Consider the following 20,608-nt stretch of genomic DNA (forward strand, 5'->3'; position numbering starts at 1 on the left):
GGCCGCCGCGACGACGAGGTGCAGAAGCTCTCGCTCGGCAACCAGCAGCGCGTCCCGCGCCGCTCACTCGGCCGGCGCGCCGATCGCGTCCTCGCGTTCGGCGCGGCGGCGCAGCAGGTCGTACTGGCAGCCCAGCTCGTAGGCCTGGTCCTCGTACTCGCGCTGGGCGGTCAGGTGCGGCCGGACGCACTCGCTGTAGTGGCGCAGGTCGTCCTGCTCCAGGGAGCCGTCGCGGAAGGCCGTCCAGAACACCAGCGTCGCCGACACGACCATGACGAGCGCGACGAGCACCGCCATCAGCAGCGCGAGGCCGTTCATCCCGGACAACAGCCCCTCGGTGGAGACCCGGACGAACATCACCACGCCCATCAGGCCCACCAGCAGCCCGACGGTGAGCAGGCTCAGCTTCGCGCCGGTGGACAGCTTGCTCCACTCCAGCTGGCGGCGGTGGTTCTTGTGCTGGCGCTGGTTGTGGCCCAGGTGGTGCAACGCGGTCGCGGCGCCCCCGGTGGCCAGCACCGAGATCACCACGCTGATGAGCAGGGGCAGCCCGACCGGGGCCGTCCAGTCGACGTTGAACACCGAACTGGCCAGCCACAGCATGATCGGCAGGTCGACCACGGTGACGGTGAGCAGGGTCAGCACCCGGGTGAGCCGGTTGACGCGGCGGTGGCGCAGACTGCCCTGCGCCTGTTCCAGCTCGATCAGCTCGTCGTACAGCTCGGCCTTGGCCTGGGCCTGTGCGACGGTGAGGTTCTGCCCGTGCGGGCCGACGACGAGGTCGTCCAGCACCCGGTCGGCCAGGTAGCGCAGCTCCCGGATCCGGGCGAGCAGCCGGTCCCCGGCAGCCGAGGAGCCTCCGGTGTGCGGCCCCTCCCGCGGGCGGCGCGGCTGCGGGAGTGGCAGGTTGCGCGTCTCGTCGCTGCTGGTCATGGCGGTACCTCCTCGTCTGCTAGTAAGCGATCTCCACCCGCCGCATCGCGGCGGCCGCGGCCTCGTCGAACCGGCCGCCCACCATCGCCGTCCGGCCGGGCTGGGTGCCGACCCCGGCCACGTCGAGCCGCCGGCGCACGCCGGCGTCGCCGAGCGCGCCGGCCACCGCGCGGGCGCGCTGGTCGGCGAGCGCCTGGCGGCCGGCCGCGGTCGACCCCGGCGGATCGGCGGCGTAGCCCCGGACGACCACCGCATCGGACCTGCCGGCCGCGGTGATGCTCCCGGCGAGGGCGCGCACCAGGTCCAGGGCACCCGGGGACAGCACCGCGGAATCGCCCGAGAACCCGAGCGCGCTGTCGGACACGGTGGTGCTGACCCGGCCCGCGGACCCGACCACCGACGTCACCCCCGGCACGGGCACGACCGGCGTGGCGACCGTGGCCCGCGACGGCTCGGTGGTGACGCGCTTGTCGTCGAACTCGCAGCCGGCGGCCCGGGCCTGCGCGCAGATCGCTTGCCAGTACTGGAGGAGCTTGTCGTGCGCGGAGCCGGGCAGGGGTGCCTGCGCGCCGGCGACGCTGCCCAGCCCGGTGAACAGCACGTGCCAGTTTTCGAGGTGCGGCAACGCGTTCTTGGCGGCCAGCTGGCGCGCGACCGTCGCCGGGTCCGCGTCCCAGCCGACCTGCCGCAGGTCGAAGGCCCCGGCCGTGCTCAGCCCGCTGCTGACCACGATCAGGCGCCCCGGAGCGATTCCGCGGACGGCGGCGTCGATGCCGCCGAGCAGATCGAGCCCGGATCGCGCGGCGGCCGTGGCCGCGACGGCGTCGGCGACGGCCTGGACGTTGCGATCGATGAGCGACGGCCGCTGCAGCCCGTGTTCCAGCGATCCGTCGGCGCGCCTCGGCGTCAGGACGATCTGGTGCGCGTCGGCGCCGTCGGCGGCCGAAACGAGCGCGACACTGCTCTTGCCCGAGCCTTGCGGTGAGGCGTTTCCGCTGTTCGCGGCGTCGGTGAGGAGCTTGCGAGCCACGTCGGTGACGACGGGGCGCGGCTCGTTGGCGGTGGCACTGACGACGAGGACGACCCGGTCCCCGCCGGTGGGGTCGGCCGTCTTCGAAGGGACAGCGCATCCGGCGACTGACAGCGCGAGCAAGCCCAGCGCGGCAATTGCCGGACGCGGCCGGGTTCTGTTGTCGATGACGGCAGCTTCCTGCGGAATCCGCAGTGCGGAAGCCAGATCATTGCGGGTGACTTCGTAGCCTGAACCTGGGGTGCAGGGCTTCATGGCGACCTCCCTAAGGCCGATGAGGCAACCTCAGGGTGACATTTGCCGAGTAACGATGTCAATTGCCGTTCCGATACACGAGGGCGACTGTTATTCCGACTGACACCGGCACTTCGGCACGCAAGGGCGTCGAGCATCCGTCCAGCCGGAGCGTCGTGCCCTGAACGGAGCAGCGAGGAGGTACCTTTCGCCGCGGCAGATGAACCGGTTGTGACGCATACTCGTGCTTCTGCCATGGCAGCGTCCGGAGTTTGTCCAACAAGTGTCACCCTGGAGAAGACAAATGCCAGGGGAAGGGTAGGCTCGGCTGATGGCGAAGCCCGACGCCGCCGTCGAAGGCGTCCGAAACGTCTTCCTCAAGTTGCGCACCCGCAGCGGCCTCAACGTCGAGCGGCTCAGCGCGACGGAGGTCGACGTCGTGCTGCTCGCCGACCTGCCCGTCGTGCGCCGGTACGCGCGTGAGCACGCCGTGTCCACCGACCAGGCCATCGTCGACGTCGTCACCCGCGTCACCGCCGATCTCGAGCCGACCGACCGGCTGATCGCCGACGCGGCGCTCGCCCTCGGCCTGCTCGAGTCCCTGCTCGCCGACCGGCCGAAGCTGCACGGCCTGTACGCCGAGGACCTCGGCGAGCGGCGCGATGCGCTCGCCCGGCACTGGGAAGCGTTCCACCGCCTGCTCGGCGTGGCCGAGATTCCCCCGGCGCCGACCGTGCGCACACTGCGCGGCTCGGCCGAGGCGCGCGCGCTCGTCCGGCTCGCCGAGCGCTGTGTGCACGGTCCGGAAGCGCTGCTCGAGCCGGCCGCCGGTGCCCGGGAGCCCAGCAACTCGATCGTCGTGGTCGGGGGCGCGGTGACGGACGTGGTCGTGGTCTCCGACGACCTGCCCGGAATCGGGGCCGCGGTGCAGGCGAGCTCGTTCGAGGAACACCCCGGGGGCAAGGGACTCAACCTGGCGGTCGCCGCCCGGCGGTTCGGGCTCCGCGCGCGGCTCTGCGCCGCCATCGGGGGCGACGAGGCCGCCCGCGAGCTCACCCGCTACATGCAGCAAGAAGGTTTGTCGACCGAGCTGATCCGCGAAACGCCCGGCGAGGCGAATCCGCGCGCTCTCATGCTCGTGACACAGAAGGGTGAGACCCGTTATCTGGGCTGGATGAACAAGGGTAAGGTCTCGCTGTCCACAACGGAATTCGAGCAACCGCGCACGAAACGAGCAATCGCCGACGCCGATGCGGTCATGGTCACCTTGGAACCACCGGTGGAAACGGTGCAATGGGCCCTCGAAGAGGCCGCCCGCCAATCGCCGAAACCGCTGGTTCTCCTGCAGGCTTCGCCACCCATGGCAACGCCGCAACAGCTTTATCGGTACCTTCACGGCGTCGATTACCTCGTCGGCCGGGAAGGCGAACTGCGCGGGCTTCTGTCCTACCCGGACCGCCCCGACACGGTCGACGCGCTGGCTGACGAATTGCTCACGCTCGGCGTGGAGACAGTCTGTGTGGTGGAAAACTTCGGCGCCAAGATCCGATCGCGGACGCGATCCAGGGACATCGAAGGCCCGAACGTTCCGCTCGAAGACACTCCCGGGGCTCGCGAGGCCTTTTCGGCAGCCCTGACTTTCCAACTCCTCAAGGACGGCGGAGACCTGACTTGGAAAGCCCTCGAATGGGCGATCCAGGCCATGACCGCCAACCTCACCATCGAGGAGATCACCGATTCCATGCCCGGCACCGAAGATGTGGACCGGCTGTGGAGAGAACCCGACGTGGAGAACCCGTGACCGAGGTCGTGGAGCACAGATTGCAGGATTCGGACGGCGATTTCCGGGTCGTCGTCCTCGATGGTTCCGAGCAGCCCAATCCGGCGTGCGCGGCGGTGTTCGGCGAACCGCGGGACGGCTGCCTCGTGCGGATCCAGTCCCGGTGCCTCTACGGCGAGATATTCGGCTCCACCAACTGCGACTGCCTCTACCAGCTCGACAAATCGCTCGAGGAGATCAAGCGGCACTCCGGCGTGCTCATCTACCTGGACCAGGAAGGCCGTGGCGCCGGCCTCCTGACGAAGGCGCGGGGCTACCGGCTGTGCCAGGAAGAGGGCATCGACACGTTCGCCGCGTACGCGGCCATGGAGTGCAAGGCGGACACCCGGTCGTACGGCGATGCGGTGGCGCTGCTGAAGCAGCTCGGCCTCAAGGAAGTCACCCTGCTCACCAACAACCCCGGGAAGCTGGAAGGCCTCGAGCTCGGCGGGATCAAGGTGCGGCCACGGCCGTTGCTCATCCCCGAGCCGGGCGCGCACACGCTCGCCTACCTGGTCGCCAAGCGCGACAACCAGGAACACATGCTGTCCATGGCCGCGCGCCTGCGGTGGCGGGTCATCCGGTTCGCCGGGTCACGCTGGCTCAGCCCGCGCCGGGCCGCGCTGCGCAAAGCCGCCGCCCACCCCGCCGAGCCAGTCGGCTTGGTGGAGAAACCGGCAGCGTGAGCGCCTGACAGCCGGCCCCGGACAGCCCGGCCCGGCTGACCGGGGCCGGAGCTTTCACGTGGTGGCAGGCCGGGACTCCGCCACCGACGAGGTGCCCTCCTGGGCTGGACTCCCGCGGCCTGGGCGGACCACCGTCACCGCCGCCGCGCCGAGGGCTCCCACTGCCGCGAAGGCGTAGAAGCCCCAGGGGTACGCGATTCCCGCCGTCAGCAAGGCGCCGCCGAGGAGGGGGCCGGAGATGGCGCCGATGCGGCCGATGCCCGCCGACCAGCCGAGGCCCGTCGCGCGGATCGCGTCCGGGTAGATGCGGCCGATGTACGCGTACACCAGGACCTGCGCGCTGAACACGAAACAGCCCGTCAGGAACACCGCCGTGTACAGCCCGACCGCCGGCAGCTTCACGCTCAGCAACGCGAGGAACACCGCGCCCGCGCAGAACCAGGCGATGGCCGATGGGCGGATGCCGACGCGATCGGCGACCCGGCCCGCGACCAGCAGGCCCACGATGCCGCCGACGTTCAGCGTCAGCAGCAGGCTCAGCGCCGCACCCAGCGGATACCCCGCCTGGCGCATGATCTCCGGCAGCCACGTGTTGAGGCCGTAGACCAGCAGCAGGCCCATGAACGAGGTGACCCAGAAGGCGATCGTCGCGCGCAGCAGGCCGCCGCGGAACAGGCCGGCGACGGCGTGCCCGGCCGACCTCTCGGCCGCGCGGACCCGCTGGAACGTCTCGGACTCCGGCAGGTACTTCAGCATCAGCGGGACCAGCACCACGGCGGGCAGCGCGCCGGCGACGAACATCGCGCGCCAGCCCAGCGGCGTGATCAGCACGATGCCCAGCAACGCCGTCAGCACCGCGCCGACGTGGTAGCCGGTCATCACCGTGGTCGTCGCGCTGCCGGACCTGCCCTGCCGGGCGTACTCCGTGACCAGCGTGATCGCCGTCGGCAGGCAGCCGCCGAGGCCGAGACCGGCGACGAACCGCAGGAGCCCGAAGACGAACGTCGACGGCGCGAACGCGCACAGCAGGGTGCACAGCGAGAACAGCGTCACCGAGATGATCAGGGACTTCCGGCGGCCGATGACGTCGGTGACCGTGCCGATCGCCAGCCCGCCCAGCATCATCCCGGCGAGCCCGACGGTCGACACGACCGACGCCGTGGCGGGGGTCAGGCCCCAGACGTGGCCGCGGAGCAGCACGGGCAGCACCGTGCCGAGCACGACCAGGTCGAACCCGTCGAGCAGGACGGCCGTCCAGGCCAAGGGCACGACCCAGCCGCGAGTGCCAGGGGACATCGGAACCTCCGGGGGTGCGTCGGTGCACGTCTTCCGCACACTTGTGCGGATTGCGCACGAGTATGCCCAGGGGGTCCGACAGAATCCAGCGAGGTTCCGCTGAGCGGAAGTCCGGCAGGGCGGCCCGACCTGCGGAAAGATCGGGCGCGTGGAAATTCTGACGCTGATGGGCGTGCTCGCCGGTTCGCTGGCGCTGACCGCGCTCGCCCGGCGCTACAACCTGTCCGCCCCGCTGCTGGTGGTGGTCGTCGCGCTCGGCGTCGCGCTGGTCCCCGGGGTGCCGCGGTTCGAGCTGGAGCCCGAGCTGGTGCTCACCGTGGTCCTGCCGCCGCTGCTGTACTCGACGTCGCTGGAAAGCTCGCTGACGCACTTCAAACGCGCGCTCCGGCCGATCGTCGCGCTCGGCGTGGTGCTGGTCGCGGTGACCGCCGTGGTCGTCGCCGTGGTGGTGCACCTGCTGCTGCCGGACGTGCCGTTCGCGTCCGCGCTGGTCCTCGGCGCGGTGGTGGCGCCGCCGGACGCGGTGACCGCGGTCGCGATCGGCCGCAAGCTCGGTCTGCCCCGGCGGGTGATGACCGTGCTGACCGGCGAAAGCCTGGTCAACGACGCCGCCGCGCTGACGCTCTACAAGGTCGCGCTCGCCGCCGTCGCGGGCACGGCGGGCTCGGCCGGGCACGGGTTCGCGGTGTTCGGGGTCGCGACCGTGCTGGGCATCGGCGTCGGCCTGGCGATCGGCGCGCTCGTGGTGCTGATCCGGCGGCAGCTCGACGACCCCCTGATGGAGTCGGCGTTCGGGATCATCGTGCCGTTCGCCGCGTACGTCACCGCCGAGCACCTGCACCCCTTCAGCGACGACTTCAGCGGGTCCGGCGTGCTCGCCGTCGTCGCGGCCGGCCTCCTGCTCGGCCACCGCGCGCTGTACGCGTCCCCCGCGACGCGCATGCAGGACAGATCCGTGTGGGCGTCCATCGACGTCCTGCTGGAGGCGCTGGTGTTCGCGTTGATGGGCCTGCAACTGCCGTTCGTCCTCGAAGGCGCGCAGCACGCGGCCCGCGACAACGGGACGCTCGCGCTGGTCGCGGTGGCCGTGCTCGCGGTGACGATGCTGGTGCGGATCCCGGCGGTGTTCGTCTCCGCGTACCTGCCGCAGACGGTCCGGCTGTTCGGCCGCGACCGCGCGGCGCCGTCGTGGCGGACGCTGGCGGTGGTGTCGTGGACCGGCATGCGCGGGGTCGTCACGCTCGCCGCCGCGGCCGGTGTCCCGGCGGACGCCCCGGGCCGCGAGGAGATCCAGCTGTTCGCCTTCACGGTGGCCATCGGGACGGTGCTGATCCAAGGGTTGACGCTGCCGCCGCTGATCCGCGCGCTGAAGGTGGAGGACCCCGAAGAGGCGTCCCGGGACGAGGCCGAGGAACTCGCGGCTCGCGAAGTCGCGAAGAAAGCGGCGCAGGACAGGCTGCGCGAGATCAGCCGCGAGCGGCTGGCTTCGCTGGACCTGCCCCAGGAGAAGGTCGATCGGCTCAAGGACCGGCTGCAGCGGCTGATCGACACGCGGTACCGGTTCGCGAAGGCCGCGATCACGTTGTCCGGCGAAGACCGCTCCGGCAGCCCGCAGGCCCAGTTCGCGAAGGCCCGGCGAGAACTGCTGATCACCCAGCGCAAGGCGATGATCGAGGAGAACCGCGCGGGCCGGCTCGACGACGAGGTGCTGCGGAAGGTGCTGCGGGAACTGGACCTGGAGGAGATGTCGGTGACGGCGACCCTCACGAACCGGATGAGCTGACGACCTCCCAGGTCCGGAGCCGCTCTTCGGCCGAGCGGATGCCGGTCTGCGAGACGAGGACGTCGGTGGCGCCGGCGTCGTGGTAGCGCTGCAGGCCCGCGAGCACGGTCTGCTCGTCGCCGATGATGGCCAGGTCGGCCGGGTGGCTGACGCCTTCCACGTCGAGGATCCGCCGGTACGACGGGATCTGTGCGTAGAACCCCATCTGCTCGACGGCGAGCGCGCGGACCGCGTCGGGTTCATTCGTGACGACGGCCGGAACGGCGGCGATGATCCGCTTGCCCGCGGGGAGCGCCGGGACGATCTCTTCGGAAAGCGCTCTCGGCCCGGCGAGGAAGGGCAGCGTGCCGTCGGCGAGCTCACCGGTGACGCGCAGCGCCTGCGGCCCCATCGCGGCCACGATGACCGGGATGTCCCCGCCACCGGACACAGTGGACGGCCCGGGCGCCCGCGCGGTGATCGTCTCGCCTTCGAACTCGACGGCTTCCCCGGCGAACACCCGCTTCAGGACGGTCAGGTACTCGCGCAGGTGCCGGATCGGCGGCGGGTACTCGAGGCCGTAGACGGGCCCGAGGAACCCCTTCGACCCGAGCCCTATCCCGAGGGTGAACCGGCCACCGGTCGCCGCCTGCGCGGTCTGCGCCGCGCTCGCGACCAGGAACGGGTGCCGCGGGTAGGTGGGCACGACCGACGTCCCGATCTCGATCCCCGGCACCTCCCGGCCGGCCAGCGCAGCGATCGCGACGGCGTCCTGGCTGAGCGGGAGCTGCGAAAACCAGACGGACTTCAACCCGGCGTCGGCGGCCTGACGCGTCTGGGTGATCAGCTCGTCGACGAGGTTGGGCACGGATCCGGTGTCCCCGGCCGGCAACGTGACTCCGATGGTCATGCCCCCAAGCTAGCGAGCCGCGCCACCGGTTTCCGGCTTCCCAGGAATTGAGAACCCGAGCGAGGAGCGCGGGATTCGCCCACTCTGTGGCGAAATACCGATCACCGAGGAGCGCCCCATGTCGCTGACCGAAGTCATCGAAGGCACCCGCAAGGCCGTCGATGCCGATCCGCACAACGCCGCCGTTTCCTTCAGTGTCGGCCACGTTCTCAAGCCGGGGACCAGGACCGAAGTCGAAGTCAACGTGCGGGACCACGCCTTCACCGTCGACGAGCCGGCCGCGCTCGGCGGGACCGACCAGGCCGCCAACCCCGTCGAGTACGCGCTGGCCGCCCTCGGGTCCTGCCAGGTCATCACCTACCAGTTCTGGGCGGCGAAGCGCGGGATCCCGCTCGACTCCATCAAGGTCACCGTCGACGGGGACCTCGATCTGCACGGCTTCTTCGGCTTCTCCTTCAACACGCGGCCCGGTTTCGGGGACGTGCGCGTGTCCGTCGAACTCGAAGGGCCGGCGAGCCGGGAGCGCTACGAAGACCTCAAGCGCGAGGTCGACGAGCACTGCCCGGTGCTCGACCTGTTCCGGAACGAGACGCCGGTCAGCACGAAACTGACCTAGACGAACTCGTGCCGCACGATCGTCTGCTCGCGGCCCGGGCCGACGCCGATCGCGGAAATGCGGGCGCCGGACAGCTCTTCCAAGCGCTCGACGTACGCGCGGGCGTTCGCCGGGAGTTCCTCGAACGTGCGGCACGCCGAGATGTCCTCGAACCAGCCCGGGTGCTCTTCGTAGATCGGGATCGCGTGGTGCACGTCGGTCTGCGTCATCGGCATGTCCTGCGTGCGGAATCCGTCGACTTCGTAGCCGACGCACACCGGAACCTTTTCCAAGCCCGACAACACGTCCAGCTTCGTGAGGAAGTAGTCGGTGATGCCGTTGACGCGCACCGCGTACCGCGCGATCACCGCGTCGAACCAGCCGGTGCGCCGCGAGCGGCCGGTCGTCACGCCGAACTCGCCGCCCTGCTTGCGCAGGTACTCGCCGGACTCGTCGTGCAGCTCGGTCGGGAACGGCCCGGAACCGACGCGGGTGGTGTACGCCTTGAGGATGCCGAGCACCGTCGTGATCCGGCCCGGCCCGATGCCGGAGCCCGCGCTCGCGCCGCCGGACGTCGGGTTCGACGACGTCACGAACGGGTACGTGCCGTGGTCGACGTCGAGCAGCGTGCCCTGGGAGCCCTCCAGCAGCACCGTTTCGCCGCGCTCCAGCGCCTGGTTGAGCTGCAGGCGCGTGTCGGCGATGCGGTGCGCGAACTTCTCGCCCGCCGCCAGCACCTCGTCGGCGACCTGGTCGGCGTCGAGCGCCTTGCGGTTGTAGACCTTCACCAGCACCTGGTTCTTGAACTCCAGCGCGGCTTCGACCTTCTGGCGGAAGATCTTCTCGTCGAGCAGGTCCTGCACGCGGACGCCGACGCGGGCGATCTTGTCCTGGTAGCACGGCCCGATGCCGCGGCCGGTGGTGCCGATCTTGCGGCTGCCGAGGTACCGCTCGGTGACTTTGTCGATGGCCACGTGGTACGGCATGATCAGGTGCGCGTCCGCCGAAATCAGCAGCTTGGACGTGTCGACGTCCCGCGCTTCAAGTCCGGAGAGCTCCTCGAGCAGCACGCCCGGGTCCACCACCACGCCGTTGCCGATGACGTTCGTCACGCCCGGGGTCAGGATGCCGGACGGGATGAGGTGCAGGGCGAAGTTCTCGCCGTTCGGCAGGACGACCGTGTGACCGGCGTTGTTGCCACCCTGGTAGCGGACGACCCACTGGACGCGGTCACCCATCAGGTCGGTGGCCTTGCCCTTGCCTTCGTCTCCCCATTGGGCACCGATGAGCACGATGGCCGGCATGTGACACTCCAGGTGTTCGACGACTGAGGTTTAGTGTCCCGGACGGACACCGGTGGCGCTGACGAAATGCCGGTGCATGACTGTAACGGAGGACCTGCGGGTGCGCGGAATCGTGGTGGCCTGTGGCGATGACGCGGCCGGCTTCGAAGAGGTCGACGACGTCGAGTCGGTCCGCGTGCCGAGCCGTCCCGGCAAGGCGGAAATCGACCCCTTGCTGGGCGAACACGATCACCTGGTGGTCTCGGGCACCGACGCTGACCTCGCCGCGGTGGTGCTGCGCCTGCTCCGGAAGGACGCGATCTCCGGCGTGTCGGTCGGGTTCGTGCCCTCGTCGCCGGAGTCGGTCGTCGGCGCGCTCTGGGGCCTGCCGAAGACGCCGCTACGGGCGCTCGCGCTGGCGTTGCGCGGCGAGGTCGACCCGGTGCCGTTGATCCGCGACGACGTCGGCGGCGTGCTCGTCGGGCGCGGGCAGCTGCGGCTGGTCCGCGGCGTGGCCTACGCCGACGAGCAGGTGGCGCTGCGCGGGCCGGCCGCGTCGATCGAGGTGACGCCGGACCCGGGCGGCCCCGGGCTGGCCGTCCGGGTCGTCAAGGGCACCGTCTTCAAGCGGCCGTCCACGCTGTACTCGCGGGCGTTCCAGATCGGCTGCATCCCGACCCGGCCGGTGCGCGACGACGTCGTCTTCGAGCGTGCGGTGAACAAGTGGACCTGGTACCGGCACACCGAAGACCTCCGGCTGGTCCGCGGCGCCGTTTGACGGACAGCAACCTGTCACCTATACGTGTTGTATGCGCCACTTCCGTGCCTGAAGGTTAGCTGTCCCCACTTCAGACACGGAGGCAGCAAGATGCCAACCAGGCGCGCTGTTCGTCATTCGTTCACCGTCCTCGCGGTCACCGCGGTGCTGTCCGGAACCCTGGCCGGCGTCGCGGACGCGACCCCGCCGGGCATCCCGTCGGCCACCACGGCGAAGTCCGAGCTCGCGACCCTGACCGTCAAGGCCGACGGCTCGCAGACCGGCTACAGCCGCGACAAGTTCCCGCACTGGATCGACCAGGGCAACAGCTGCAACACCCGCGAAGTGGTGCTCAAGCGCGACGGCACGAACGTGGTGACCGACTCCGCCTGCGCGGCGACCTCCGGCAAGTGGTTCAGCCCGTACGACGGCGCGACCTGGACCGCCGCGTCCGATGTGGACATCGACCACGTCGTGCCGCTGGCCGACGCGTGGCGCACCGGCGCGTCGTCGTGGACGACCGCGCAGCGCCAGGCGTACGCGAACGACCTCTCCGACCCGCAGCTGATCGCCGTGACGGACAACGTCAACCAGGAGAAGGGCGACAAGTCGCCCGACCAGTGGAAGCCGCCGCTGACCGGCTACTGGTGCACCTACGCGAAGATGTGGGTCGCGGTGAAGTACAAGTTCAAGCTGACGATCAACTCCGCCGAGAAGTCCGCACTCACGGACATGCTCAACCGCTGCTGACGCCGGTACGCTCGGGCGGTGCGGATCCTCTTCACGTGCCGCCCGGCGTACGGCCACCTCTTCCCCCTGCTCCCGCTCGCGAACGCGGCGAAAGCCGCCGGGCACGACGTCGTCTTCGGCACCGGCGAGACGTTCGTGCCGAAGGTGCGCGAGCTCGGCTTCGAGACCCACCGCGTGGGCATCTCGATCCGCGACGCCGAAGCCGAAGCCCAGCGTCGGCACGGCGCGGACGCCGGATTCGACGTCGGCATCACGATGTTCGCCGAGCTGCTGCCGCAGGCGACGATGGCCGACCTGCGGCCGCTGCTGCCGCACCTGCGGCCGGAGCTGGTGGTCTACGAGCAGAGCGACGTCGGCGCCGGCGCGGTGGCGCAGCAGTCGGGCATCCCGGCCGTCTCCCTGGTGATCGGCCGGTCGGTGCCACCGGAGATCCTGTCCGTCGCTGCCGAACGCCTGGCGCCGCTGTGGGACCGCCTCCCCGCGGACGCCATGCTCGGCGACGCCTGCGTCGACGTCTGGCCCGACAGCGTCCGCGACCCGGGCTCGGCGGCGGTGCCGAAGGTGTTCCGGATGCGCCCGACGCCCTACAACGCTGCCGTCCCGCTGCCGGCCCTCCCGGCCGACGGCTTCGTGTACCTGACGCTGGGCACGGTGGTCTTCGGCGCGACGCAGCTGCTGCGCGGGGCGATCGCGGCGTTGTCGCGGCTGCCGCTGGACGTCTTCGTGGCGGTCGGCCCGGGTGACCCCGCGGCGCTGGGCCCGGTACCGGAGAACGTCCGGGTGGCCGGGTTCGTGCCGCAGGCCGAGGTGCTGAAGCACGCGGGCCTGGTGGTGCACCACGGCGGCACGGGGACGGTGCTCGGCTCGCTCGCCGCCGGTCTGCCGCAGCTGGTGCTGCCGCAGGGTGCCGACCAGTTCGCCAACGCGGAGGCGCTGGCGGCGCTCGGCGCGGCCAAGGCCCTGGTGGGGGACGCGGTGCGGATCGACGCGATCGAGGCGGCGGCCCGCGAACTGCTGGACGACTCGACGGCCCGGGAGGTCGCGCAGGGTGTCGCGGCCGAGATCGCCGCCATGCCCGCGCCCGAGGCGGTGCTCGACGAACTGGTCGCCTGGGCCTCGTGAGTGGTAACGCGGGTTCTAACCCTCGTTACCACTCACGAGGGCCAGGATCTCGCGGGCCACGGCGTCGTTCTGGCGGAAGGACAACGCGTTCGTCCGCGGCCGGGTGAAGGCCGCCGCCGAGCGGGCGCTCGTGTGCGGGCCCACCGCGAACCGGTGCGGGTGGGGGCGGCCCGTCCCGTCGAGCAGGCGGGAGTCCGAGACCCGCGTGTGGATGCGGCCCGAGGGCAGCGACGCGCCCGTCACCGGGTCCGCCACCGTCTCCTCCGCGAGTTCGCCCGCGTCCCGCAGCTGCCGGAGCAGGCCGTCGGCCGCGCGCGTCACGCTCGGTTCCGGCAGCCGCGCCTCGATCAGCGTGCGGGCCTCGACCGTCTCCGGGTGGCTCGCCGACGACGCCACGAAGACGCCGCCCTCCGCCGTCACCCGCAGTTCCGCGCCCGCGAAGGAAACGATCCCGGCTTCGTGCAGGGCCAGCAGCTCCTCCAGGCGGCGCGGCGGCGGGCCGCTGGCGTAGTAGGAGAAGAACCCGTGGAACCAGCCGTCCATATCGGACACTTGCGAGGCGGCCCCCAACCGTCCTCTTTGGACGAGAACGGGCAGCTGGGTGTACACCGACAGCAGCGCCATGAAGGCACCCAGGTCCGCGCTGAACTCCTGGTCCGCCCGGCGCGCCAGATCGGCCTCGACGTACTGGCGGAGCTTCTTCCCGAACTCCTCCGCCGTGCCGAACGTGCGGCCCGCCATCGGCCGGTCCAGCCGGTCGAGGTCGAGCCGGTCGGCCTCGGCGGGCACCGCCCGCGCCACGAGGTCACGCATGGCGGGCGAATCCCAGGCCAGGTCGGCGAAGGCGTCGGCGAACACGGCGAAGTCCATCCGGACGCGCTCGGGGTGCCCGGTGAGCAGCTCGCTGTAGTAGCCCCAGGCCAGTTCCTTCGCGATCAGCGGCCAGACGTCGGCGCGGAAGTCGAGGGCTTCCCCGGCCAGCGCGTCCATGGCGTAGGCGTCGAAGAACCTGGGCAGCCGCAACGGTTTCCCGCGCAGCCGGTAGCCGATCTTCGCGTGGTACGGGACGCCGCGCCGCGAGCCGACGTGCAGCACCGGCTCGGCACCGCTCGGGTGGTAGCGGAGGCCGCCGCACGGGAGGTCCTCGAACCGGCCGCCGCGGCCCTCGGTCAGCAGCAGCATCAGGTCGACGAACGCCAGCCCGAACCCCCGCACCAGCACGGTCTCGCCCGGCGCGACACCCGCGTAGTCGACGTCGGCGGTGTAGCCGGCCGGGTAGTACGACAGCCCGTGCCGCGCGGCGAACGCCACCAGCTCGCGCTCCCGCTCGTCGGGTTCGGCGTCGAGGTGGCCGACGGTGAAGACGACGGCGTCCGCCACGACCGCCGAGCCGTCGGACAGGCGGACGGTGCGGCCGTCGACCCCGGTCGCGCGGGCCGCGTGCTCGACGACGTCGACGCCCTCCGGCAGGTCCGCGACGACCTGCCGGTACACCCAGGTCAGGTAGGCGCTCTGCAGGCGCCGGGTGGGGAAGTCGAAGGCGTCGAGCCCGGTCAGCTCGGCGACGACGTCGGGCGGCACGTCGGCGGCGAGCCCGCCGTCGCGCACCTTCCGCGCCCACTCCAGCAGCGACGGCCCCGGCCGCACCGGGCCGGCCATCTTCACCGAGTCGTCGGTGAACATCGTGACGTCCTCGGGCATGGAGTTCATCCGCAGCAGCGGCGACTGGTCGTAGCGCCACACCCGGCCGGGCCCCGGCGGGAAGGGGTCGATCAGGTGCACCTCGACCCGGCGGCCGCCGAGCAGCTCGCCCGCGTTCGCGCCGAGCCGTTCGAGGACGCCGACCCCGCGGGGTCCGGCGCCCACGACAGCCAGGGTGAACGGCGGGAGATCGGCCACGAACCCGAAGCTACGCCGGGGTTCCGGCGCCGGAAGCCCTTCCCACAGGGCGGAACCCATCCACCCCGCGTGCGGCTCCGAAGGCCTGGGGTACACCGGCGAGAGGAGCGAACTTGACCTTCGTCCACCCAGGCGCCCGGGCCTCGATCATCCCGCTCCACCTGCGAATACTTGACGGATGAGCTCGGTTCGCCGCACCGCGTCCACACCGCGCAGGACGTGGTCGGCACGCTCCTCCGGGGCAATTGGGCGATCTTCGCCCACGAATGGGCCGATCCGGACGGGATCGACCCCGAGCACTGGCGGGACGTCGTCGAGGCCGCCGCGGAGGCGGCCGGGGTCGACGTCGAGTTCGTGGTCATCCCACGCAGGTCCCTGACCGTCGTGTTCAACCGGGCGGCTCCGCCCACCTTCGAGCAGGTCCGCGCCTCGATCGAGGTCGTCGAAGGCGCCCGCGGCCGGCGCTGAAGCCCGCCTCCGTTTCCCCGGTAGCCACCTCGCGCACGCGAGGTGGCTACTTTTGCCCCTGGCGACCGACCAAACGGTACGGAATGATCCATTGGTGACTCCTGAGCCACCGGTCAGACACTGCGGGCTATCGTCTGACCCGTTCGGGAAAGCTCCGTGACACCTTCGATACCGGCGAAAGAACCTAGAGATTTACCAACAGTCACGGGACACTGGCTGAGGTAACTCACGTACCGTGACGGCCTCATGACCGACTGGTCTTTTCGTCACCAGAGGTCATGCGCCGGGCACGGTATGCACAAGAGGTCGGGAGAAAACGCATGGCAGCACCGCCGGATCGCGTCACGTTCCGCGAGGTGTTCGGGATCGCCGAGTTCCGGGCGCTGTGGTTCGGCGAGCTGCTGTCCATCGCCGGCGACCAGCTGGCCAGGGTGGCGCTGTCCATCCTCGTGTTCACCGGCACGAACTCCGCGACGCTCACCGGCCTGACCTACGCCCTGACCTACGCGCCGTCGCTGCTGGGCGGCATCTTCCTGACCGGCTTCGCCGACCGCTTCCCGCGCCGCAGCGTGATGGTGCTCGTCGACCTGCTGCGGGCCGGCCTGATCCTGCTCGTCGCCGTGCCCGGGATGCCGTTCTGGCTGATGTGCGTGCTGGTCGGCGGCGTTTCGCTGGTCAACCCGCCGTTCAAGGCGTCCCAGCTGGCGCTGCTGCCGCAGGTGCTCGAAGGCGACCGGTTCGTCGTCGGGATGGGCATCCGGAGCATGACCGTGCAGAGCGCCCAGCTGCTCGGCTTCGCCGGCGGTGGCGCGCTGCTGATCGCCCTCGACCCGCGCGTGGCGCTGGTCGTCGACGCCGCCACGTTCGTGCTGTCCGCCGTCTTCGTGCGCTTCGGCGTCCGCGCCCGGCCGGCCGCGGCGAGCGGCGAGCAGCGCAAGTCCTTCTTCGCGACGCTCGGCGGCGGTGGCCGGACGGCGTTCGCGAGCGGGCCGCTGCGGACGCTGGTGCTGTTCACCTGGCTGATGGGCCTGCTGCCGGTCTACGAGGGCATCGCCGCGCCGTACGTCACCGCGTCCGGCGGCGGCCCGGAGACGATCGGCCTGCTGCTCGCGGCCGACCCGATCGGCAGCGTCATCGCGACCTTCGCCTACACGCGCTGGGTGCCCGCGCGGCTGCGGCCGAAGCTGATCGGCCCGCTGTCCGCGCTGTGCGCCGTGCCGCTGCTGCTCTGCTTCCTGAACCCCGGCCCGGTCTCGTCGATCGTGCTGTTCATCATCTCCGGCGGGCTGGGCACGGTCTGCCTGCTCCAGGCGACCGCGTCCCTGACCCTGGCGGTGCCCGACGAGCAGCGGGCGCAGGTGATGGGCCTGTCCAACACCGGCCTGACCACGATGATGGGCATCAGCCCGCTGATCGGCGGCGTGCTGGCGGATCAGCTGACCCCGCACGGCACGGTGGGCATCTTCGGCGTCGCCGGGATCGTGCTCACCCTGCCGCTGGCGGTGCTGTGGGCCCGGGCGCTGTCGGGCGAGCCGGATCGATGGATCGACAAAGAAGCCGCACGCGCCGAACATGCTTGACATGCCCCGCGCGTGGGCTCGACCTGCGCGACCTTGCGGTGCGCTGTGCGGTCACTGTTCTTTGCCGCGCATCGCTGGCCACCTCTCGTTCCGGTGTCAAAGAAAAAGTACACACCGAAAGCCCTTGTGGACAGCAGGCGAACGGTCTGAAACTGTCCGTGAGTACTTTGTCACCGTACAACCACGCAAGGGTCTGGGGGAAAAATGGTCACATCGGGGGAACAGCGCGGCCAAGACTTGATTTCTCGCGTACGGGGCTGGGCACTGTGGACCCGCCCCCGCGACTGGATCATCGCGACGCTGACCGCGATCACGGTCATGCTGAGCTGGACGGCCGTTTCGCTGTTGACCGTGCCGGTCACCGTCGCGCAGCTGGGCACGTTTGCGCTGCTCACAGCCTTGGCCGTGGCGCAGACGGAGGTCAGCAGGCGGCTCGAGCGGCAGCGCCGCATCCTCAGCAACGGGCCCTACATCTCGATGACTTCGGTGTGGCTGCTGCCCGCCGGCCTGCTCCTGCCGGCCCAGCTGATCGCCGCGCTCGGCGTCGTGCTGTACGTCTACTTGGCGTTCCGTAGTTGGTCCGGCACCCGTCCGGGTGAATTTCACCGCGTGGCCGCGAACGCCACCACGATGATCTTGTCGGCCTTCTCCGCGGGTGTCGTCGGTCACATGACCATCGGCAGCGGCGTGGCGACGGTGACGCTGGCCGCGCTGGCCTTCTTCACGGTCAACACCGCGCTCACCGGCCTCGGCCTCTACCTGGCCGACCCGAAGAACGCGACGCCGGTGTCCTGCCTCGGCAACATGGACGACAACCTGCTCGAACTGTCCACTCTGTGCGTGGGCGCGCTGCTGGTGATGGTGCTCAACGAAGAACCGCTGCTGTCGGTTCTTGTCATCCTGCCGCTGTACGTGCTGCAGCGGTCCGTGCTGATCAAGCGGCTGGAAGAGCTGGCCACCACGGACCAGAAGACGCAGCTGCTCAACGCCACCACCTGGCAGGACGGCGCGCAGCGCGAGATCTCGCGCGCGGAGCGGGAGAACGGCAGCTTCGGCGCGATGATGATCGACCTCGACCACTTCAAGCGGATCAACGACACCTATGGGCACCTCGCGGGGGACGACGTGCTCAAGGCGGTCGCCGCGGTGGTCAAGCAGGAGACGCGGGCGCACGACCTGGTCGGCCGGTTCGGCGGCGAGGAGTTCGTCGCGCTGCTGCCGTCGACGTCCAAGGAGGATGCGATCGTCACGGCGGAGCGGATCCGGCAACGGGTCAGCGAGCTGATCATCAGCACCACGACCAACGAAGGCGCGGCCGTCGACATCGAACGGCAGACGGCGTCCATCGGCGTCGCCGCCTACCCGCTCGACGGCGCGTCCATCGAGGAGGTGATGGCGTCCGCCGACGCGGCCGTGTACGCGGCCAAACACGGCGGACGCAACCGGGTGGTGGGCTCGGCCGCGGCGGCTCTCGCCGCGGCTTAGCTACCGCAATCGGTCGATGACGTCGCTCGCCTTGGTCTGCAGGCGGGCGACGCCACCCACGGTGAACTCGGTGAGCAGGTCGATCAGGGCGTCCTGGTCCGGCGGCTCGCCGTCCCAGGTGGCCTGGACCAGTGACTCGGTCATCGCGAAGAAGAGCGTGACGAGCGCGCGGTCCGCGCGGCCGGAGTCGATGCCGTGCGCGGCCCACCGCTTGCGGGCGGCCTCGGCGTAGACGACGGCCAGTCTCTCCCTCAACCGGGTGAGAGCGGGGTCGCCCGCGCGCTCGGCCGCGCGGAGCACGCCGTAGCCCTCGGGGTGGTCGGCGACGAAGGTGACCATGTTCGCGTAGTTGGCCCGCGCCCAGGCCCGCAGGCCGGGCTGCGTGTCGGCCACGGCCGGGCTCGCGATGGCGGCGAAGGCGCTTTCCTCGGTCGCGGCCACCACCTCGGCGAACAGCGTCGCGCGGTCACCGAACTGCTCGTAGACGGCTTGGCGCGAGACGCCGGCTTCGCGCGCGATCTGCTCGATCGTCGCGCCCTGCATCCCGTGCTGCGCGACGACCTTCGCCGTCGCCCGCAGCACGCGGGCGCGCTGCTCGGAAGCCGGGAGCTTGCGCGGCCGCCCGCGCGGGGCCGGGCTTGACATTGTGGTCCACCTCACGTGATTCTTTTTTCGACACCTCTGTCTGAAAAGGTGTCACCCGCGCGCACTCGACCTGCTCAACGAGGAGCAAGCATGCGTATCTTCCCCCGCCGCGCCCTCTCCGCGGCCGTCGCCACCGTTTCCGTTCTGGCCCTGGCGACGCTCGGCCCGCCTCAGGCCTCCGCCGCGTCCTTCTACGATCCCCCGTCCCCCCTCCCCGCCGGAAGCAACGGCGACGTCATCCGGCACGAGACGTCGACGTTCTACATCGACCCGATCCAGCTGATCAAGGCCGACGCGAACGTGCAGCGGATCATGTACCGCAGCACCGACACGCACGGCTCGCCGATCGCCGTCACCGGCACGGTGCTGACGCCGCGGTCGGCGTGGCACGGCGCCGGCGCGCGCCCGATCGTTTCCTACGCCGTCGGCACCCAGGGCGAGGGCGACGACTGCGCCCCGTCGAAAGCGCTTGTGGCGGGCTTCGAGTACGAGGGGCCGTTCATCGCCGGGCTGCTGACGCGGGGGTACGGCGTCGTCGTCACCGACTACGAGGGGCTGGGCACGCCCGGGGACCACACGTACGTCAACCGCGCGTCGGAGGGCCACGCCGTGCTCGACGCGATCCGCGCGGCGCAGCGGCTGCCGGAGGCGGGGCTCCCGGACGACGGCCCGGTCGCGATCGCCGGCTACTCCCAGGGCGGCGGCGCCTCGGCCGCGGCAGCGGAACTGCAGCCGAGCTACGCGCCCGAGCTGAAGCTGAAGGGCACGTACGCCGGGGCGGTGCCGGCGGACCTCGCCGAGGTGGCCAAGAACCTCGACGGCCACTACGCAGTCGGGTTCCTCGGGTTCGCGCTGGTGAGCATGAACTACGCCTACCCGGAGCTGAACATCCCGGCGCTGCTCAACGCGCGCGGGAAGCAGCTGTTCGAGCAGGTCCGGACCGAGTGCACGGTGGAGGCGATCGCCGCGCACGCGTTCACGCAGTCCTCGACGCTGACCAGCGACGGCCGCTCGCTCGTCGCCTACCTCGGCGAGGAGCCGTACCGGTCGCGGGTGGCCGAGCAGAAGATCGGGTCGCTGAAGCCGACGGCACCGGTGCTGATCGTGCACAGCGCGCTCGACGACATCGTGCCCTACGCGCAGGACCGCGACCTGGGCCGGACGTGGTGCGGCAAGGGCGTGAAGGTGCAGTTCAGCACGTCGCTGGTGCCGACGCACGTGCTCGGCGCGGTGCGGGCGTACCCGGAGGCGTTCGCCTGGCTCGAGGGCCGGTTCGCCGGCCTCCCGGCGCCGGTCAACTGCGGCTGGTTCTGACCGCGTCGTGAGTGGTAAGGCGGGTTAGAACCCGCCTTAC

The 20,608-nt window shown here is 70.8% G+C and carries 18 protein-coding genes; 11 read left to right on the forward strand and 7 right to left on the reverse strand.

The features are described 5' to 3' along the window. Positions 1-63 precede the first annotated feature (63 nt). Together ACWEVN_RS33615 and ACWEVN_RS33620 are read right to left on the reverse strand one after the other, a co-directional pair. On the reverse strand, positions 64-933 hold the full coding sequence (locus ACWEVN_RS33615; protein WP_449688193.1) for a hypothetical protein: 870 nt from the start codon (positions 931-933) through the stop codon (positions 64-66). A gap of 19 nt (positions 934-952) precedes the next feature. Next, positions 953-1,963, reverse strand: coding sequence for an OmpA family protein (locus ACWEVN_RS33620; protein ID WP_452053950.1), 1,011 nt, complete (start codon positions 1,961-1,963; stop codon positions 953-955). Between the two features lie 565 nt (positions 1,964-2,528). Here ACWEVN_RS33620 and ACWEVN_RS33625 point away from each other — a divergent pair. Further along, a complete protein-coding gene (locus ACWEVN_RS33625; protein WP_449688029.1) occupies positions 2,529-3,998 on the forward strand; it encodes a carbohydrate kinase family protein in 1,470 nt (489 codons plus the stop codon). Next, entirely contained in the window at positions 3,995-4,702 is a 708-nt protein-coding gene (ribA, locus tag ACWEVN_RS33630; RefSeq protein WP_449688028.1) for a GTP cyclohydrolase II RibA, read from the forward strand. Before ACWEVN_RS33625 ends, ribA begins: the two co-directional genes overlap by 4 nt. A gap of 54 nt (positions 4,703-4,756) precedes the next feature. Here the strand turns inward: ribA and ACWEVN_RS33635 are convergent, their stop codons facing one another. Then, positions 4,757-5,998 carry an MFS transporter gene (locus ACWEVN_RS33635; protein ID WP_452053951.1) on the reverse strand — a complete coding sequence of 414 codons (1,242 nt, stop codon included), beginning with the start codon at positions 5,996-5,998 and terminating at the stop codon, positions 4,757-4,759. A gap of 148 nt (positions 5,999-6,146) precedes the next feature. On the opposite strand from ACWEVN_RS33635, the gene ACWEVN_RS33640 reads away from it, so the two are divergent. Further along, on the forward strand, positions 6,147-7,781 hold the full coding sequence (locus ACWEVN_RS33640; RefSeq protein ID WP_452053952.1) for a Na+/H+ antiporter: 1,635 nt from the start codon (positions 6,147-6,149) through the stop codon (positions 7,779-7,781). Here ACWEVN_RS33640 and ACWEVN_RS33645 read toward each other — a convergent pair. Beyond that, positions 7,762-8,670, reverse strand: coding sequence for a TIGR03564 family F420-dependent LLM class oxidoreductase (locus tag ACWEVN_RS33645; protein ID WP_449688025.1), 909 nt, complete (start codon positions 8,668-8,670; stop codon positions 7,762-7,764). The genes ACWEVN_RS33640 and ACWEVN_RS33645 overlap by 20 nt on opposite strands. A gap of 118 nt (positions 8,671-8,788) precedes the next feature. On the opposite strand from ACWEVN_RS33645, the gene ACWEVN_RS33650 reads away from it, so the two are divergent. Further along, complete coding sequence (locus ACWEVN_RS33650) at positions 8,789-9,286, forward strand: OsmC family protein (RefSeq protein WP_449688024.1); 498 nt, start codon at positions 8,789-8,791, stop codon at positions 9,284-9,286. On the opposite strand, the gene ACWEVN_RS33655 is transcribed toward ACWEVN_RS33650, so the two are convergent. Next, a complete protein-coding gene (locus ACWEVN_RS33655; protein ID WP_013230806.1) occupies positions 9,283-10,569 on the reverse strand; it encodes an adenylosuccinate synthase in 1,287 nt (428 codons plus the stop codon). The genes ACWEVN_RS33650 and ACWEVN_RS33655 overlap by 4 nt on opposite strands. Positions 10,570-10,645: 76 nt before the next feature. On the opposite strand from ACWEVN_RS33655, the gene ACWEVN_RS33660 reads away from it, so the two are divergent. From ACWEVN_RS33660 to ACWEVN_RS33670, 3 genes are all read left to right on the forward strand, one after another. Beyond that, complete coding sequence (locus ACWEVN_RS33660) at positions 10,646-11,326, forward strand: hypothetical protein (protein WP_449688023.1); 681 nt, start codon at positions 10,646-10,648, stop codon at positions 11,324-11,326. Between the two features lie 90 nt (positions 11,327-11,416). Beyond that, entirely contained in the window at positions 11,417-12,055 is a 639-nt protein-coding gene (locus tag ACWEVN_RS33665; protein ID WP_449688022.1) for an HNH endonuclease family protein, read from the forward strand. Positions 12,056-12,073: 18 nt separating this feature from the next. Then, positions 12,074-13,177 carry a glycosyltransferase gene (locus ACWEVN_RS33670; RefSeq protein WP_452053953.1) on the forward strand — a complete coding sequence of 368 codons (1,104 nt, stop codon included), beginning with the start codon at positions 12,074-12,076 and terminating at the stop codon, positions 13,175-13,177. Between the two features lie 15 nt (positions 13,178-13,192). On the opposite strand, the gene ACWEVN_RS33675 is transcribed toward ACWEVN_RS33670, so the two are convergent. Further along, entirely contained in the window at positions 13,193-15,076 is a 1,884-nt protein-coding gene (locus ACWEVN_RS33675) for an FAD/NAD(P)-binding protein (RefSeq protein ID WP_452053954.1), read from the reverse strand. 171 nt (positions 15,077-15,247) lie between these two features. Between ACWEVN_RS33675 and ACWEVN_RS33680 the strand changes: the two genes are divergently transcribed. The 3 genes from ACWEVN_RS33680 to ACWEVN_RS33690 all read left to right on the forward strand — a co-directional run bounded on the left by ACWEVN_RS33680 (position 15,248) and on the right by ACWEVN_RS33690 (position 18,609). After that, positions 15,248-15,544, forward strand: coding sequence for a hypothetical protein (locus ACWEVN_RS33680; protein WP_452053955.1), 297 nt, complete (start codon positions 15,248-15,250; stop codon positions 15,542-15,544). A gap of 320 nt (positions 15,545-15,864) precedes the next feature. Next, entirely contained in the window at positions 15,865-17,124 is a 1,260-nt protein-coding gene (locus tag ACWEVN_RS33685; RefSeq protein WP_449688143.1) for an MFS transporter, read from the forward strand. 321 nt (positions 17,125-17,445) lie between these two features. Beyond that, positions 17,446-18,609: a GGDEF domain-containing protein gene (locus ACWEVN_RS33690; protein ID WP_449688146.1), complete on the forward strand. Its 1,164-nt coding sequence runs from the start codon at positions 17,446-17,448 to the stop codon at positions 18,607-18,609. Here ACWEVN_RS33690 and ACWEVN_RS33695 read toward each other — a convergent pair whose 3' ends face one another. Then, the gene (locus ACWEVN_RS33695) at positions 18,610-19,254 is read right to left on the reverse strand and encodes a TetR/AcrR family transcriptional regulator (protein WP_452053956.1); all 645 of its coding nucleotides are present in this window, start codon (positions 19,252-19,254) and stop codon (positions 18,610-18,612) included. A gap of 90 nt (positions 19,255-19,344) precedes the next feature. Here ACWEVN_RS33695 and ACWEVN_RS33700 point away from each other — a divergent pair, with 90 nt between their 5' ends. Then, positions 19,345-20,568 (forward strand): lipase family protein, encoded by a 1,224-nt coding sequence (locus ACWEVN_RS33700; RefSeq protein ID WP_452053957.1) that lies wholly within the window; start codon positions 19,345-19,347, stop codon positions 20,566-20,568. Positions 20,569-20,608: the final 40 nt, after the last annotated feature.

It is taken from the genome of Amycolatopsis sp. NPDC003861 (assembly GCF_053605405.1).